At 48.9% G+C, this 17,911-nt stretch carries 11 protein-coding genes; all 11 read left to right on the forward strand.

Annotated elements, in window-relative coordinates:
- The first annotated feature begins 3 nt into the window (after window positions 1-3).
- The 11 genes from BFP72_RS05550 to BFP72_RS05600 all read left to right on the forward strand — a co-directional run bounded on the left by BFP72_RS05550 (window position 4) and on the right by BFP72_RS05600 (window position 17,900).
- The gene (locus BFP72_RS05550) at window positions 4-1,551 is read left to right on the forward strand and encodes a glycosyl hydrolase family 28 protein (protein WP_158233296.1); all 1,548 of its coding nucleotides are present in this window, start codon (window positions 4-6) and stop codon (window positions 1,549-1,551) included.
- Between the two features lie 26 nt (window positions 1,552-1,577).
- Window positions 1,578-4,223, forward strand: coding sequence for a GH116 family glycosyl-hydrolase (locus BFP72_RS05555; RefSeq protein ID WP_099598196.1), 2,646 nt, complete (start codon window positions 1,578-1,580; stop codon window positions 4,221-4,223).
- A gap of 26 nt (window positions 4,224-4,249) precedes the next feature.
- Window positions 4,250-4,795 carry an RbsD/FucU domain-containing protein gene (locus tag BFP72_RS05560; RefSeq protein ID WP_099598197.1) on the forward strand — a complete coding sequence of 182 codons (546 nt, stop codon included), beginning with the start codon at window positions 4,250-4,252 and terminating at the stop codon, window positions 4,793-4,795.
- An 8-nt stretch (window positions 4,796-4,803) separates the two neighbouring features.
- Window positions 4,804-6,192: a hypothetical protein gene (locus tag BFP72_RS05565; RefSeq protein ID WP_099598198.1), complete on the forward strand. Its 1,389-nt coding sequence runs from the start codon at window positions 4,804-4,806 to the stop codon at window positions 6,190-6,192.
- Between the two features lie 288 nt (window positions 6,193-6,480).
- On the forward strand, window positions 6,481-7,809 hold the full coding sequence (locus BFP72_RS05570; protein WP_158233297.1) for a family 43 glycosylhydrolase: 1,329 nt from the start codon (window positions 6,481-6,483) through the stop codon (window positions 7,807-7,809).
- 70 nt (window positions 7,810-7,879) lie between these two features.
- A complete protein-coding gene (locus BFP72_RS05575) occupies window positions 7,880-9,517 on the forward strand; it encodes a glycoside hydrolase (RefSeq protein WP_099598200.1) in 1,638 nt (545 codons plus the stop codon).
- Between the two features lie 6 nt (window positions 9,518-9,523).
- Entirely contained in the window at window positions 9,524-12,046 is a 2,523-nt protein-coding gene (locus tag BFP72_RS05580) for a glycoside hydrolase N-terminal domain-containing protein (protein WP_099598201.1), read from the forward strand.
- Between the two features lie 11 nt (window positions 12,047-12,057).
- Entirely contained in the window at window positions 12,058-13,887 is a 1,830-nt protein-coding gene (locus tag BFP72_RS05585; protein ID WP_158233298.1) for a sulfatase-like hydrolase/transferase, read from the forward strand.
- Window positions 13,880-15,019 carry a glycoside hydrolase family protein gene (locus BFP72_RS05590; RefSeq protein WP_099598203.1) on the forward strand — a complete coding sequence of 380 codons (1,140 nt, stop codon included), beginning with the start codon at window positions 13,880-13,882 and terminating at the stop codon, window positions 15,017-15,019. Before BFP72_RS05585 ends, BFP72_RS05590 begins: the two co-directional genes overlap by 8 nt.
- The gene (locus tag BFP72_RS05595; protein WP_099598204.1) at window positions 15,016-16,404 is read left to right on the forward strand and encodes a right-handed parallel beta-helix repeat-containing protein; all 1,389 of its coding nucleotides are present in this window, start codon (window positions 15,016-15,018) and stop codon (window positions 16,402-16,404) included. Before BFP72_RS05590 ends, BFP72_RS05595 begins: the two co-directional genes overlap by 4 nt.
- Window positions 16,405-16,484: 80 nt before the next feature.
- Complete coding sequence (locus tag BFP72_RS05600; protein WP_143519948.1) at window positions 16,485-17,900, forward strand: hypothetical protein; 1,416 nt, start codon at window positions 16,485-16,487, stop codon at window positions 17,898-17,900.
- Window positions 17,901-17,911: the final 11 nt, after the last annotated feature.

Here is a 17,911-nt window from a genome sequence, read left to right on the forward strand (position 1 = left end):
ACAATGGTGAAAAAAATAGAGAAACAAATGAAGCGTGATACCTGGCGTCCTCAGATACAGGGAGCTAAGGCATTTCTGCTATGGCTATGTGCGATATGGCTCAGTGCATGTGTAGAGCAGGTAGAAAAAGTAAAAGTATACCCCGCGCCCGAAGGTGTTGAACTGTCCGCAGCCTATCAGGTGACTGTGGAGGGGCAGGAAGTACCGATTTTCAAAACCAAAGTCGCCACCAAAGACCCCGTTCCACGTCTCAATCATTCAAGGAGCAAGTTTGGGTTTGCCACCTTTGGTTCTTTCGACATGGGCGCTGAAGCAGTACAGGTGACAGTTACCTATCCCAAACCTGTTGATTCAGTAAAAATATTGCCTAGCTCTTTTGGGATCGAACCGACTATAGCAGGTAATACGGTCAGCTTTGAGGTGGCTCAACCTCAACATTTGACGATCGAGTTCAATGGTGACTGGCATGAGTCTCTGCACATTTTTGCCAACCCTATGGAACAAAACGTACCGAGTCCAGACGACCCCAATGTGATCTATTATGGCCCGGGCGTACATGAGGTAACCCACGTCGAGGTAAAGGATGGCCAGACCGTCTACCTGGCTGGAGGGGCATACTTGCGCGCCATGGTAGATCCTGACGAAGCAAAAATGGAGAAGGTAATCGGTCAGAACCAGACACCGCCTACTTTCTTTTTGGAGGGCACGAATATGACCATTCGTGGACGGGGGATCATCGATCAATCCGCCATCCCCAAAAAGAAACGACGATACACCATTTTTGCGCAGCATTCTGAAAAAATTAGCATCGAGGGTGTTACGATCGTCGACCCTAGTCACTGGACGATCCCTCTACAGGCATCGGACGATCTGCATGTCGACAATGTCAAGATCATCGGCTGGAGAGGCAACTCCGACGGGGTGGATATCTCCAATAGCCGTACCGCGCTGGTCGAAAATTGCTTCATGCGCACCTTGGATGATGCCGTAGTGGTCAAGTCTTTTCCCGGCAAGGGAGAGGTCAGAGACATACATACCCGAAAGATCGTAGTATGGAACGAGCTGGCGCATGCCCTGAGCATAGGCGCGGAGATTCATGAAAATGTAAGCAATGTCCTTTTCGAAGACTGTGACGTGATCCATGACGTAGGGCGCGAGACTGCCTTGCGCATTTACCATTGCGATGATGCATTGATCAGCGATGTTACCTTCCAAAACATCCGCGTGGAGGAAGCCCGCAGGCTGATCTCAGGCTGGATCGGCAAGACGCGATGGACCGAGAGCGAGGAGCGTGGCAATGTGCGCAACGTCTTGTTCAAAGACATCGTGGCGACTTCCGCACCCATAGATACGACCCTCACGGGATTTCAGGACGGGACGGACTGGAAGCCCTACATCATCCGTGACCATGCCAGTATGCAGCTCATCGGTTTTGACGATGAGCATACCATCGAAGGGGTGGTTTTCGACAATGTGGTGCTGGATGGCAAAAAGGTGACGGCTGATCAGATCACGATCAATGAGTTTGTGAAAGATGTGTCTTTCGAATAAGGAATAGGTAATAAAGGAAAGAAACCATGCAAAGGAAATTGGGGTTGTACATTTTGAGTCTTCTGGCAGTTGTACAGGTACAGGCACAGGCTGTGAAAGACACCGAAGGGAAGACTCACAAAGTGATCCAAGAAGTGGTGCGAATGCCTGCCGAAGATTGGCCAGTATTGACTAGCTACGATCAAGACCATATCGCCAGAATCGCCATGCCGATCGGTGGTATCGGGACGGGTACGGTATCACTGGGAGGTCGGGGCGACCTGAGAGATTGGGCGATTATGAACACGGGTGCCATTGGTTATATACCTACCAGTGAGCACCGTGGATACATAGGGCCATTTTTTGCATTATTCACCCAAACAGCCGATGGCCAGCGTGCCACTCGGGCGCTCGAAGGACCCCTGGACGTGTCTTTATACGAAGGCCCTTTCGGGAGCAATACACCCAACCATGGTTTCCCTCGTTTCGATTCTTGCACGTTCAAGGCAGCCTATCCCTTTGGACAGGTGTTGCTTTCGGACAGTGATATGCCTCTGGATGTGAGAATAAAAGCATTTAATCCCTACATCCCTGGAGACGCTGATGCCAGTGGAATACCCATAGCTGTGCTCACTTATGAGTTGACTAATCCCACGGATCAAGCCGTGAAGGCATCTGTTTCAGGCAACATGCCCAATTTTATAGGTATGGACGGGGCGGATCAGGAAATGAAAGGGAGAGGCTTTTGGACCGCTACTGGCGCAAAAGACAATAAAAACGATTTCCGCAAGGACAACGGAGTACAGGGAATATACATGCGCTCTGAGGGCGTAGACCAAGGCGATGATGCCTGGGGGACAATGGCCTTGACTACCTCAGTAGACGAAAAGATCACCTATCGGACCTCTTGGAGCAAAGACGAGTGGAGCAATGCTCGACTGGACTACTGGGATGATTTTAGCGCCGATGGGCAGCTCGAAGGCCGCTCACCCAATGAGGAGGATAGGCCTATGGGCTCGCTGGCAGTGGAGGTCAATGTACCTGCCAATAGCAGTAGAGAGGTTACTTTTTACCTCACCTGGCACTTTCCTAACCGCATGAGCTGGTCTCCACTAGACGATGGTATCGACAATGGGTTGACGAATTACTACGCAACCCAGTATGCTGACGCCTGGGACGTAGCGGAAAAAGTGGTTCCTCAAATCCCCGAACTTGAAGGGAAGTCTTTGCAATTCGTCAATGCCTTTGTGAATAGCGATTTGCCAGATGTAGTCAAAGAATCCGCCCTGTACAACAGCAGTACGCTTCGGACCCAGACTTGTTTTAGAACAGCAGACGGCAAATTTTTTGGATGGGAAGGCACGAGCAATGTAGGTGGGATTTGTCATGGATCTTGTACCCATGTTTGGAATTACGAGCAGGCCACAGCGTTCTTGTTTGGCGGACTGTCTCGTTCGATGCGAGAGGTCGAGTTTGGACACGCCACCGATGATTTGGGTATGCTGAATTTTCGCGTCGGATTGCCATTGGAGAGAGCCACTTACTTTGATCGCACCGCAGCGGACGGTCAAATGGGTAGCATCATGCGTATGTACCGGGATTGGCAGTTGAGTGGAGACGATGAACTATTGCTCAAACTCTGGCCCAATGTAAAAAAGGCCATGGAATACTGCTGGATAGATGGAGGCTGGGATGCCGACAAAGACGGCGTGATGGATGGATGCCAGCACAATACGATGGATGTGCAGTATTTTGGTCCCAATCCGCAAATGGGCATTTGGTATCTGGGGGCACTGCGGGCATCGGAAGAAATGGCCAGATACACAGGAGATGTGAAATTTGCTAAAACCTGTCATAAACTATTTGAGAAAGGCAGCAAATGGATCGATGACAACTTGTTCAATGGCGAATATTATATCCATTTGATAGAAGCACCAGAAAGTAGAGATGACATAGCACCATCGCTCCTCAAGGGACTAGAGTCCAAGGATCTTGGCAATCCGGATTACCAGCTAGGCGAGGGATGCCTGGTGGATCAACTGGTAGGGCAATATCTCGCACACATATGTGGACTCGGCTACCTTACCGATGAGCAAAACGTAAAGACTACGCTGCAAAGCATCATGAAATACAACTATCGAGACGATAGCAATTCGGATTTTAATAGCATGCGTTCCTTTGTGCTAGGAGATGAAAAATCCCTCGTGATGGCCAGCTATCCGGGCGATCGTCCGAAACACCCCTTTCCCTATTTCACAGAAGCCATGACAGGATTTGAATACACTGCGGCTGTAGGGATGCTATACGAAGGGCAAACCGAAGATGGACTATTGAATATCAAAAATATCAGAGATCGCTATGATGGTCTAAAGCGAAACCCATTCAATGAGGCAGAATGCGGACATAATTATGCCCGCGCCATGGCGAGTTGGGGGGCAGTGGTCGCATTATCAGGGTTTCAATATTCTGCTGTGGATCAGTCGATGGCTTTTGCCCCTTTCGAAGGAAGTATGTTTTGGTCCAATGGCAGTGCGTGGGGCGTATGTACACAGTCCGATTCTACAGTAGAGCTGTCAGTGGCTCATGGGTCGGTGTTATTGAGCTCTTTCTCTTTGACCGATGAGACCCAATTGACATTCGAAAAGCCACTAAAAATTCAGGCGGGCGAAAAGGCAGTTTTAGATATCAGATAAACAATACAACGGATTTTAGAAAGCTGATGAATATAGAAAGAAAGAAAATTGGTCTGATGCTGGCCTTGATAATCATCACTTTTTGTGGATGTCAAAACGATTGGAAATCAGCATTTGATACTCAGCTTGCTGAGTTGGGCCATCGCAATTGGATTGTGGTTGCCGATTCGGCTTATCCTTCACAAAATTCGAAAGGGATCACCACGCTGGTAACAGGGGAAAGCCAAACAGAAATTTTGACCTACGTATTGCAGCAAATCGAATTAAGTCCTCATGTGAGGCCAAAAATTATGTTCGATCAAGAGTTGGCTTTTGTGACCGATCAGAATGCACCCGGAGTGGGGAGTTACAAAGAGGATTTAGATAGGTTATTGGGTAGCAGTGAAGTTGCTGAGATGTCGCACGAACAGATTATTGAGCAATTGGATCGTGCGTCGGAGATGTATAAGGTATTGATTCTAAAAACCAATATGACCATTCCGTATACCTCCGTTTTTATTAATCTCGATTGTGACTATTGGAGTGAGGGCAAAGAACAGCGATTGCGAAGTGTCATGGGCAAAGCAGAATAACGAAAGATATGAAAAGAAAAATAGGTTACTGGATCATTGGATTACTGTTGAGCCACGGCGCAATACAGGCAGCAGAAATAAAGGTCCATTCTATCACTGAATTAGCCAAATATGCAGCTCAGGATGGAAATATCGTCAGTATGCAGCCTGGCGTGTATCAAATGAAGGATTACCTGACCGACAAAGTGGTGAAGAAAACGAAACCGGATGGTGTAGGCAGATATGCCATGATCGATTTTAGTGGTAGTGACAATACTTTTGATTTGACAGGAGTAACTATAGAAGTGGATACCGAACTCTTGAGCATTTTTAAGGCTCGAGTCATCGAATTATATGTGAGAGGAAACAATCTTCATATCAAAGGGCTTACAGTCACAGATATTGGAAATCATCCTACATTCAAAGGAGGTCATTCCATGACTGTAGCAGGAGAGAATGTGAAAATAGAGAAGGTAACACTCAATATCAGTGGTTCGTCACCTTATGGCTATGGCGATTTGTTGGGTAAAGGTGGAGGAGCACTCGTTCGTTTACAAAAGCATAGCGGGATGTGTATCGAAGGACTCAACGACAGCATAGTAGATAGTTCTATTTATTCGAAAGCCTTTGGTCACTGCTTTTTTGTGCAGGGCGGTCGAAATGTCTATTTTGAAAATTGCTACGCTGAAGGTGTGACCCGAACGACCGATGCGATGCTCGCCGAAACTTCTGGATTGGCTTATGACAATAGCTTCGCATCCGTATACACTAATTACAGCGGAGAGAAGTTGATCCCAAGAGGCTACACCAAGTCACTTAACGAATGTGGCTTTCGAATGTACGGAAAAGGTGGAGTAAAAGGGATCAAAACTGGAGCCGTGACAGCAGTCAACTGCAAGGCCAAAAACACGCGGATCGGTTTTGCTTTTGGGAAGATCACAGACGATGTGTTGATCAAAGATAGTGAAACCATAGGGTGTGAAGTGGGCTACAATGTAGGAGGAGTCACGGTCCAAAATAGCCGTGGTGATGTTGCCCATGGTCCTTTGTTGTACGTGTATGGAGATCAACCATCCCATGTGGAGATGTTTCTTCTGCCCACTGAATCTCAGACTACCGTACATGCCCTAGCACTCATCTCTGGCTATGACCATCAGGTGACCCTAAGCAAATGGAGAAATATGACAAGAGGACAATCGCACCCCATCAGAATCGGCACCACACGACCACCTGCCAACAATGGTTTTAGTCCACTGGGCTCGACTCCTACCTCTGGTGTAGTGCTACGTAACTCGACTGATATGCCTGTAGAGCTGAATGCAAAAGCGAGTCGCAATAAGATAATAACCAATGGAGCTGTAGAAGATCTTGGAGTTGACAATGAAATAGAATCTTCGAAGTATTCTTATGAGAGGTGAAAAAAATCGTTGCGCGTATGAATAAAACTTCCCAGTGCTAGGTGAGTGAAGCCAAAACCTTTGGGTCTTCTTCTGTGAAACAATTGCTCTCAAAGCAATAAGTGCTATTTTGGATCATATATGTAGCTATTTGAGCCATAAGTTATGCCCTCGTCCATGGGTCGTCACTAGCTTTAAATTTTAAAGGAGGGCGATAATGGACTTTCATCAAGAAACTAACTTGATAAGGACATGTTGCCAAAACTATAGCATCAAACTAGCATGATTCGAAAGCATATTTTTTTCTTCATGGCCATGATTTCAATGGGGATAGCTCAAGCACAAAACCCCATATTCACACACTTGTATACCGCCGACCCATCGCCTCATGTATGGCCTGAGGATGAGCGCCTGTGGGTCTATACCACACGCGACGAGCCCGGGTCCAACAACCACTATGGCATGACCGACTACCATGCTTTTTCTACTACAGATATGGTCAACTGGACGGATCATGGTCGTATCCTGCATTTAGACAATGTCGATTGGGCAGAAAGCCATGCCTGGGCAATGGACGCTGCTTATTATAGAGGCCAATACTATATCATCTACTGTATGAAAGAAGCCGGAATTGGGCTGTTTCGTACTGGGGTGGCGCGAAGCGATGTGCCTGAGGGGCCATTCACCGATCTGGGCTATGTCAAGGGGGTAGAGTTTGGTCAGGATCCGGCGATTTTTATCGACGAAGGGACACCTTACTTGTTTTGGGGGCATGACCGAAAATGTTTCGCCGCAGAGTTGAATGAGGACTTGATGTCTATCAAACCAGAGACCTACGTGGAGTTGACCTCACAATTGACACATGTATTCGAAGGGCCTTGGGTGCACAAGTATCAGGACAAGTATTACCTGACCTATCCGGGCTTGACCCCACGCAGATGGCCTGAGAAGATGTTTTATGCAGTGGCCGATCAGCCGTTGGGTCCTTATGATTATAAGGGAGTATTCATCGACGATTTCGAAGGGCAAAGTGGTACCAATCATGGAGGCACTGTTACCTACAAAGGGAAAGACATCATGTTTTATCACAGTGCCTGGTTGTCTGGGGGATTGAGCGAAACTCGTTCGGTGATGGCTGACTATCTGGAGTACGACAAGAAAGGAAACATCATCCCGATAGTCCCTTCCAAAGAAGGTTTGGGCAAAGCCAAGCGCACCAAAACGACCATACACCTGGAGGCGGAGAATGGTTTTGCTGCTGGCGGAGAACTCTACAATGTCTTTGTAGATACCTGGATCAAAGGCTACAGTGGCAAGGGCTATGTGACCAACTTTGACAACCCCTACGATCACGTGACCATGCTGGCGCAAGTGGCCAAACCGGCCAAGTACCGTTTCAAAGTGAGGTACGCTTCGCCTGATGGTGAATCCAACCACGACATCCTGATCAATAGTCACCAGTACCGGGAGTTTAAGTTTCCCCAATCCACGGCGTTCACCACGATCGATTTTGGTATCGTAGAGCTCAAAGCAGGTGACAATCAGGTGAGAATATTCAAACGAAACTGGAAACCCTCCGAAGGGCAGCTGGCCATCGACTACATCGAGTTGGAGCAGGTGTTTGAGGACGAGCAATGATAAAACCCCAAGCCTCTAAGTAGAATGGCTATAGAGGCTGATTTTGAATTAGAATAAAGCAGATAAAGACATGAAAAAAATATTGATACTACTATTGGTGCTAGTGCAAGCTGGCATGACCTGGGCACAAAAACCGGTCACTGTAAGTGCAAAGTCCAAAGGAGAAAAGTTCGAACACTTTTGGAGCAAGAGTGTAGGGGCAGGGCGAGCCAACGAAGGCCTGCGTGCCGGATGGCTGGAGCAGCTGGAGATGGTACAGCAGAACTGTGGATTCGAGTATGTGCGATTCCATGGCATCTTCCACGACGATATGTTCCCCGTCTTCGAGAAGGATGGTAAGATCACCTACAACTGGCAGTACATCGACGATCTGTTTGATCGTATGCTGGATCTGAACGTACGACCTTTTGTGGAGTTGGCGTTTTTTCCTACCCCTCTAGCAGCCGAAAACAGCAAGACGCAGTTTTGGTGGAAAGCCAACATCACACCCGATGAGTCCAAGTACGATGAGTGGCACAATTTGGTACAGGCTTTTACGCAGCACTGTGTGGATCGCTATGGTATTGACGAGGTACTCACGTGGTATTTCGAGGTATGGAATGAACCTAACCTATACTATGGTTTTTTCGACGGGACTAAGTCACAGTACTTTGAGTTGTATAGACAATCTGTACTTGCTGTGCGATCGGTAGACGAGCGTTTGAAAGTAGGAGGGCCATCGAGTAGCAACTTCGTAGCAGATGGCAGGTACGACGGAGAGGTGGAGAGTAGAGATGGTGATTTGATCACCTTTACTGCAGACAATATCAACGACTTAGAGTGGAAAGGCTCTTGGATTGAAGATTTCTTAGCCTTTTGTGAAGAAGAGAAACTCCCGATGGATTTTATATCTACCCACCCTTACCCTACGGATTACCCATTCAACCCCACAACGGGCAAAGGGAAAGATTTTTCACGATATGTAAACTCCACAAAAGACGATATAGAATGGCTCAATGAGGTGATCAAAAAAAGTGCCTATCCTGATGCAGAAATCCACCTCACAGAGTGGAATACCAGCCCCAATAGCCGCGATGCGATGCATGACTTCTTGCCTCCAGCAGCTTACATAGCCAAGGTCAACTTGGATTGTATTGGACTGACTAACTCGCTGGCTTTTTGGACATTCACCGATATTTTTGAGGAAAAAGGCGGTGGAGAAAGCATCTTTCATGGCGGATTTGGTATGATCAACTATCAGGGCCTGGTGAAGCCCTCGTATCATGCCTACCGCATGTTGCACCAGCTGGGCGATGAGCAACTTTACAAAAATGACTATCTCTTCGTGAGCCGAGATTCTGGCGATGGAAAAATCGTATCACTGGCTTACAACTACCCAGAAGACCACTACAAAGCAGTACCTTCAAGTATCCGAAAAATAGACAAATACGAAAATGGTAAAAGTAGACAACTGAAATTTAAACTCACTGATTTGAAACCAGGGGCACAGTTCAAACTAGAAGTGTTGGATTGGGAAAGCGGTAATATCTACAACTACTGGGAATCGATGGACAAGCCAGAGCCACCGACACGTGAGCAGATCAAGGTGATGAAGCAGTATGTAGAGAACCTAAAGACGGAACTTGTCACGGCGGATAAAAAGGGGAATATAGAGATTGATCGGGAGCTGACTCCATGGAGCTTGGTGCTGATCGAGCAGATTGATTAAGGGATTATGAAAAGAAATATTGAGTACGTATATGGGCTAGTCTTTTTGCTGGTATTGGGGTCTTGTGCTCCATCCAGCATGGAAGTGAAGTCAGATAGAGAGCACTTGAAACTGTGGTACGACGAGCCAGCACCCAACTGGAACGAGGCACTGCCTATCGGCAATGGTCGCTTAGGCGCCATGGTTTTCGGTGTGCCTGAGCAGGAGAATATCCAACTCAACGAAGGTACGCTTTGGTCAGGAGGGCCACATCGAAATGACAACCCCGAAACCAGAGATGTTTTACCCGAAATGCGCCAACTGCTTTTTGACGGTAAGTACAAGGAAGCACACCATCTGGCCAACGACAAGTTGATATCCAAGACTTCTCACGGCATGCCTTTCGAGACCGCTGGCAACCTGTATTTCAAGTTTGACGGTCACGAAAACTACAGCGACTATTATCGTGAGCTGGATATCAGTCGGGCCATCCAAAGGACAAGCTATACAGTAGGTGGAGTAGATTTTCAACGCGAGGTTTTTACATCTTTTGCCGATCAGGTATTGGTCGTACGACTCACAGCGAGCGAGCCAGGGCAGATTAGCTTCACTTCTACCATGGACCGTCCCAAACCGGAGTTGGTGACGATATCCACAGAAGGCAATGACCTGTTGAAAATGGTCGGTAGAAACAACGACCGAAAAAGCAATCGTCTGCCTGAAGATGCAGCAGGTACCGAAGGAAAAATCAAATTCGAAACAAGGGTGAAGTTTTTGCCAGAAGGCGGAGAATTGATTGCAGGCGATACTTCGCTCACGGTAAGAAATGCCAACAGCGTGACGGTCTATGTATCGATTGCCACCAATTTTGTCAACTATCAGGATGTTTCTGCTGATCAGCATGAGCTGGCAGTGGGCTATCTCAAGGCTGTCGAAGGCAAAACTTATGAAGAACTAAAAACGGCACACACAAAGTATTATCAACAGTTTTTTGATCGGGTGGATTTGAACCTGGGACGTACAGCAGAGGCAGACAAACCCACCGACGAGCGTATCAAAAACTTTAGTACGGTCAACGACCCAGCTCTGGCTGCATTGTACTTTCAATACGGACGTTACCTGCTGATCAGTTCATCACAGCCTGGTGGGCAGCCAGCCAACCTGCAGGGGATCTGGTGCAACGAGCTCAACCCACCGTGGAAGAGTGCCTACACCATCAATATCAATACAGAAATGAACTACTGGCCGGCCGAGGTGACGAACCTGCCGGAGATGCACGAGCCGTTGATCGAGATGGTCAAAGAACTGTCCGTAGCAGGCCAGCAGACCGCTGAGGTCATGTACGGCGCTGACGGCTGGGTCACTCATCACAATACAGATCTGTGGCGTATCTGCGGACCGGTAGATGGTGCTACCTGGGGCGTATGGCCAATGGGCGGGGTGTGGCTGTCGCAGCACCTATGGGACAAGTACCAGTATAGCGGAGACTTGACCTATCTGCGAGAAGTATACCCAGCCATGAAGGGGGCGGCACAGTTTTGTCTGAGTGCCTTGGTGCCTGAGCCGGAGCATGGATGGCTGATTATATCACCCTCCACTTCGCCCGAAAACCGTCCAGCGCATTTCCCCAATATGGTCAATATCCAGTACGGTGCTACCATGGACAATGAGTTGGTCTTCGATATCCTGACCAAAACTGCCGCAGCGGCCAAGTTGCTAGGAGAAGATGCCGAGATGATTGATGAAATAGCGCAGACCTTGCCGCAGCTTGCACCGATCCAAATCGGGCAACATGGGCAAATCCAGGAGTGGATCCAGGACTGGGATGATCCCGAGGACAAGCACAGGCACGTCTCGCATCTCTACGCCCTGCAGCCCTCCAATCAGATATCGCCTTATCGCAATCCAGAGCTTTTCGAGGCAGCCAAGAATGTGCTGATCTACAGAGGTGACCCATCTACCGGCTGGTCGATGAACTGGAAAATCAACCTCTGGGCGCGACTGCTCGATGGCAACCATGCTTATAAGCTCATGGGCGATCAGATCAAACTTGTAGGCAGACCCGACTCTCCAAAGGGGGGAGGTACTTATGCCAACATGCTAGACGCTCACCCGCCATTCCAGATCGATGGCAATTTTGGATTCACCTCCGGACTAGCCGAGATGCTGTTGCAGAGCCATGACGGAGCGATCCATTTGCTGCCAGCGCTTCCCGATGTCTGGCCTGAGGGCAAAGTGACTGGACTCAGAGCCAGAGGAGGTTTTGTGATTGAGTCTATGGAATGGAAAGACGGACAATTGGTGGAGGCCAAAATCCGCGCTACGCTAGACGGCAACCTCAGAGTCCGGTCATACAGTGCATTGTCCTTGGAAGGAAAAAAACTAAAGAAAGCGAAAGGAGAAAATCCCAACGCTTTCTACCAGACGCCAGAGATCCAGCAGCCATTGATCTCCGAAAAGGCCAAGCTAGAAGGGTACACACCACCTAAGAGCAATGTCTATGATATCGAGATGCAGTCTGGTGACCAGATTACTTTGATAGGAAAATGAAAAAAAGAGAAATGAAAAATACAATAGGGCAGTTTCTACTAGTAGGTAGCTGGATTCTGGCTTTGGTAGGCTGTGAGTCGACATCATTGCCGCAAAAAGATTCCCGACCCAATGTCATCTTCGTCATGCCGGATGACATCAGCCACAGTGCATTTTCATACTACAAAGAAAATGCACCTCAAACGCCCAACATCGACAATTTCGCGAAGGAGTCGCTTCGACTCACTGATTTTCATGTCTCGCCGAGTTGTTCGCCTACCCGGGCGGCATTGCTCACCGGTAGGCCCGCCGATGTAGTAGGTGTCTGGCACACGATCAATGGCCGCAATATGATGCGGGCCGACGAAATCACCATGGCGGATATCTTCAAAGCGAACGGTTATGCGACAGGCTTGTTTTTCAAGTGGCACTTGGGAGACAATTACCCTTTCCGTCCGAAAGACCGTGGCTTTGAGCATGTAGCGTGGATCAAAGGTGGTGGTACAGGACAGCAGCCCGACTATTGGGGCAATACCAATCAAACCGCCAGCGTGTGGGTCAACGATGAGTTGGTCAAAATGACCGATGAAGACGATGGTATAGAAGGCGCTTTTACGACTAATTTCTTCATGAACCGAGCCATGGATTTTATGGAAGAAAACATCCAGAATAAGAAGCCTTTCTTTGCCTACATACCGCTAGGTACGGCCCATGCACCTCATGTGATGCCACCAGATGCGCGCGAAGGTGTGAGTGCCAAAGTGGGTACCATTGAGAATATTGATAAAAATTATGGACGTCTGTTGCAATTTTTGGAGGATAAAGGTGTTGCGGACAATACCATTGTAGTTTTCACTACTGACAATGGCGCAGGCGGCTACTTGCGTGGAGGCAAAGGCTCTAACTATGATGGAGGGACACGGGTGCCTTGTTTTGTTCGATGGCCCAATGGCAACCTGGGAGGCAAAGGCCAAGGCCGAGAGGTCGACGTACTGACTGCCCACATAGACTGGTTGCCTACTTTCATGGATGTATTGGGATTGAAGGATTTGGGAAACAGACCAGAGAAACTCAAAATCAGGGGGCGCAGTTTTCTGCCATTTTTGGATGAAGACCCATCCAATGACCCTGAAGATTACAAAAACAGAGCGGTCACAATCAATGACATGTGGACGGAGTTTCCTCAGAAATATAAAAAACTATCGGTCAAAAAAGACAACTGGCAGGGGAACGAGATTGTCAACAAATGGCGTCTGATCCGAAACAGTAGCGATACAGATTGGGAACTCTACGACGTGCTGGTAGATCCCAAACAAGAAAACAATATCATTGACAATCCCGCCTATACCGATGTGGTGGCTGAACTACAGCAGGAGTACGAAGAGTGGTGGCAATTGGTCGACGAGCGATCAGACGAGTACACACGCATCATAGTAGGTAGCGAAGAAGAGCCCGAGTCTCATCTTTTGGCGCATGATTTTCATGGTACGGTCATCTGGAATCAGGACAATGTGAAAAAGGGATCGACGGGTAGTGGCTTTATTGCGGTCGAATTTGATCAATCTGGGACTTACGATTTCGATCTGCGCCGCTGGCCCAAAGAGATCGAGGACGAAACAACCCTGAGTGCTGCGGGCCCTGGTCAAGCACTGGATATTGCTACAGCACGGATCAAAATATGGAATGGCGAAGAGGTCTTTGTAGACCAGACTAAACAAGCAGATCAAGAGGCCTATGGTGTAGCGTTTAGGATCGAAAATCTGCCCAAAGGGCCGGCTTTCGTTCAGACTTGGTTTTACAATGCCGCTGGCGATATGGAGGGTGCTGTTTATTACAATTATGCACAACTGACCGATGAATAGACTAAAAACACTTCTTGTTATTTTGTCTCTTGTCAACTACCTGACGGTAGATGCTCAGGAGGATAGTGGGCTCCAGTTAGGCATAGCACCTGTAGACGGAGGCCTGCAGATGGAGGACTATTGGGTATGGGGCAGCTCGGTGGTCAAAGGCAAAGACGGCCAGTACCACATGTACGCCTCGCGATGGCCCAAGTTCCTGCCCTTTCACCCGGGGTGGATGATCCGGTCGGAGATCGTACATGCCGTATCGGATACACCCGAGGGACCATACCGCTTCAGTGATGTAGCGCTAGGCTATCGTGGGGTGCAGTACTGGGACGGCCGCTCCTGTCACAACCCCAAAATCGTCAAGCACGACGGCAAATACCTGCTCTACTACATGGGGTCGACCCATCCTTTTGAGGAGGTCACGCCAGACAATGTGGCGGATTTCGACCTGCAGAGCAAATGGTGTATCGCTGGTCGCTGGCGCAAGCGGGTAGGCCTGGCGATAGCCGACAGCCCGTATGGCCCTTGGGAGCGGCTCGACGAACCCATTTTGGATGTGAAGCCAGATAGCTTTTATAGCTTCCTTACGTCCAACCCCTCCCCGCTCATCAAGGAGGACGGATCGGTCGTCCTGCTGTTCAAAGGTAGAAGCTACAGGGAGGACGAGCTCACTCACACCGATCAGTTCATTGGCGTGGCAACAGCCCCAACTTACGATGGGGAGTACACTGTGGTGGGGGATGAGCCTGTTTTCTCTTCCGAGCAATTCGGAGAAGTGGAAGACCCACACCTGTGGCGCGACGATCAGGGCTTTCACATGATCGCCAAAGACATGACGGGCGACATCATCGGCACTGGTCATCATCATGGAGGCGTGCTCGCGCACTCCGAGGATGGGATCCATTGGGTGCTGGACGACAACCCATTGGCCTATACCCGCACAGTCACCTGGGACAATGGCCAGACCATCAAGCAAGGACAGCTCGAAAGACCTTTTGTCTTTGTAGAGGATGGCCAACCGACGCATATTTTTTTCGCCACTATGGACGGGCCAGGTGGTTTTGGCAATGGGACGAAAACATGGAACATGGTGATCCCAGTAGTAAACAACAAGAAGGATTTGAAATCAAACAAGCAACGATGAAACAGATATTTTGGGCACTGGCTGTGTGTATAGCACTCGCCTCGTGCCAGACCAAGGCAAAGCCAAGCGAAACCGACACGATACTTGTACACACGCTCGCTGAGTGGAAGCAGTATCTCGACAAAAGCCATGTCCGGGTCAAGCTTCAGCCCGGCAACTACCAGATCGACGAGGCGGACAATATCCGATTCATCAGGATCACAGGCGATGATGCCTATTTCGATCTCAGTGGGGTCAGATTCATGGTTGATACCAAGCTCTTTAGCCGTCCCGATCTGACCAAAAGTGACGATGGCAATAGTATGTACTGTGCCATAGAGGTGTCGGGCGATCGCGTCACCCTCGAAGGCTTGTACATCGAGACCTATGGCGATACACCGGGCCGACAAAGCAAAAACAAGATGTTTAACATCGTGGGAGAGGGTGATGTGTTGAAAAATGTGGAGGTACGCACGACCGGTTCTAGTCCCTGGGGCTTTGGCTACTTGTATGGCCTAGGAGGCGGTGATGTGCGTAAGATGAACGGCATCCGCGTGGGCTATCCCGCCAAGGATGTGAAACTGCTGGGCTGCAAAGTACACATGCGCGCCATGGGGCATGCGATCTTTTTGCAGGGAGCGGAAAACACGCTGATCGAAAACTGTCACGTGGATGGATTGCTCCGTACCACTGATGCCATCCTGGCGGAAACCTCAGGCTATGCTTTTGACCGAGATTTTTACGCCGGCAAAGGCGGCTATGTGGAGGGCACTATGATTCGCGAAGATGGCAAGATCATGCCAGGAGAGATCGTCTCCCTGAGCGAGGACGGCATACGCATGTACCCAGAATACAACGGCCACAAAACAAAAAACACAACCGTGAAGAACTGTACGGTCACCCAGATGCGTCGCGGGATCTGCACGGGACTGAGCACGTCAGGCGACAAGGTGATCGACTGTATAGTGCGCGACTGTGTGGCCACTGGCTACAATGTAGGCAATGCCGATACTTTGATCAATTGTAGCGCGAATGCCAAGTATGCAGAGGCTTTTTGTGTGCCCTATACCAAGGCTAAAAATGCCTATGTAGAGATGAACATCCTCGACAGCCGTAACGGGATGGCCAACGATCTACTGGCCAAAATCAATGGAGAAGGCCACCACGTGATCGTGAAAACGGCCAACGAAGATTACATCCCCTCGTCGATGGCCATCAAGCTGGCTTCATGGCAAGGGTATGGCAACTTTAATAAAAAAGCCACGCCCCTTGCCACAGATGTTGTGCTCGATAATGAGACAAATTGCAAAGTCCTTTCTTATCCAGGTGTAAAGGATACCGAAATAAACAGTAAGGGTGAAATAATAAAAGAAGCGAAGCAAGATCAACGACTCATTATCAATTAGTATATCGAGTACTGGTTCGGGGGAGTATGGACGTATCGTATCGAGAAAAATGGATCAATAGGAGATTAGATTTAACAAAGATGAATGATAAAATGAAACTGTCTGTTTTCATGGTCAGCCTGGTGGTGAGCCTGAATGCGTTTGCCCAGACCACCGTCAATTCCCTTGAGGAGCTGATGCCTTATCTGACTCAGGATAGTGTGGAGGTAGTTCTCAAGCCGGGAGTCTACACCATTTCTGCCAAAGAGGTAAAGAAGGGCAAGTACAATGCACAAACGCAAATCAAGAACAACTCCAATGTTTTGTTGCTGTTTACTGGCAGCCATAGCGTGTATGATTTTACGGATGTGACCATTCAGGTCGAGACCGAGGTTTTCTCTTCTTTCCCGAATGGGGATGAATTTTACGAGATGCAGATCATCGGCAATCACAACGTGCTGAAGAATTTGACCCTTATAGACAAAGGGTCTGTCCACGATGCGCCTACTCGGCGAGGTACTAACATCGTGATGGATGGGGCGAGCAATCGTGTCGAAGGTTTTCATATCACGACCAGAGGAGCCTATCCCTATGGCTATGGCGAGGCTTTTGGCAAAGGAGGGAAGAGTGTGATTCCGCACAGGAAGCATTCCTCTTTTCTCGTAAGAGGCTATAAAAACCACGCGAAAAACTGCACGATCATACACCGATCTTATGGTCATGCGATCTTTATGCAGGCTGCCGATTGGCCGATCATCGAGGGCTGCTATGTAGAAGGTGCGATGCGCTCTACCGACGACATGTGGACAGAGAAGGGCACAGGATCTGATGCCGACAAAGTAGACTTCAAGACTGTGTGGGGCTATCCGCTGCCCAAAGGCTATATGCTGTGCTTGGGCGAAGAGGGGATTCGTGCGTACAACGGTGGCGAGACCATCATCGACGGTGTGGAGTACCGCCGGGGGACCTCCAATCCTACCATCATCAACTGCACAGTCAAGAATATGCGCGCAGGGGTCACACTGACCCATGCGACGGGTCAGAAGTATGTATCTGGCACGACTGTGATAGGTTGTGAAAGAGGGTTTTGTATAGGGACGGGAGATATTGTGGACTGCTATGCCGACACCCAGCATGGTCCGGCTTTGGGTGTGGATTATACAAGTGACCAGGGTATGACGGCAGACATCACTCTGTTGCCCTATGAAGGGGCGAGCAACAACGGCAGTGGCCATGCAGCCATCATCATAGGTAGCAACCACAAAGTCACGCTGCGCAATGCTGTACCCGATCCTGACCAAAATCTCAAAATCAATATCGGAGGAGACAACCGCACCATCGGTATGCTAGGCAAAGATGAAAACTACTCCGCCTCCAATATCGTCCTGCACAATCTCTCTGGCTATCCTGTCGTACTCGACGACAACAGTCGAAACTGTACGGGTGTCTCCGCAGGGGAGGTCATTGACGAAGGAGAGAATAATCATATTTTCAAAGAGAAGATTATAAAGAAGTGACAATCCAAGCG

This window comes from Reichenbachiella sp. 5M10 (assembly GCF_002742335.1).
Classification (GTDB): domain Bacteria; phylum Bacteroidota; class Bacteroidia; order Cytophagales; family Cyclobacteriaceae; genus Reichenbachiella.

Excerpts from the sequence above, each read along its gene's own strand:
- BFP72_RS05550 (WP_158233296.1), top strand. The coding sequence starts at position 4 with ATGGTGAAAAAAATAGAGAAACAAATGAAGCGTGATACCTGGCGTCCT.
- BFP72_RS05555 (WP_099598196.1), top strand. The coding sequence starts at position 1,578 with ATGCAAAGGAAATTGGGGTTGTACATTTTGAGTCTTCTGGCAGTTGTA.
- BFP72_RS05560 (WP_099598197.1), top strand. The coding sequence starts at position 4,250 with ATGAATATAGAAAGAAAGAAAATTGGTCTGATGCTGGCCTTGATAATC.
- BFP72_RS05565 (WP_099598198.1), top strand. The coding sequence starts at position 4,804 with ATGAAAAGAAAAATAGGTTACTGGATCATTGGATTACTGTTGAGCCAC.
- BFP72_RS05570 (WP_158233297.1), top strand. The coding sequence starts at position 6,481 with ATGGCCATGATTTCAATGGGGATAGCTCAAGCACAAAACCCCATATTC.
- BFP72_RS05575 (WP_099598200.1), top strand. The coding sequence starts at position 7,880 with ATGAAAAAAATATTGATACTACTATTGGTGCTAGTGCAAGCTGGCATG.
- BFP72_RS05580 (WP_099598201.1), top strand. The coding sequence starts at position 9,524 with ATGAAAAGAAATATTGAGTACGTATATGGGCTAGTCTTTTTGCTGGTA.
- BFP72_RS05585 (WP_158233298.1), top strand. The coding sequence starts at position 12,058 with ATGAAAAATACAATAGGGCAGTTTCTACTAGTAGGTAGCTGGATTCTG.
- BFP72_RS05590 (WP_099598203.1), top strand. The coding sequence starts at position 13,880 with ATGAATAGACTAAAAACACTTCTTGTTATTTTGTCTCTTGTCAACTAC.
- BFP72_RS05595 (WP_099598204.1), top strand. The coding sequence starts at position 15,016 with ATGAAACAGATATTTTGGGCACTGGCTGTGTGTATAGCACTCGCCTCG.
- BFP72_RS05600 (WP_143519948.1), top strand. The coding sequence starts at position 16,485 with ATGAATGATAAAATGAAACTGTCTGTTTTCATGGTCAGCCTGGTGGTG.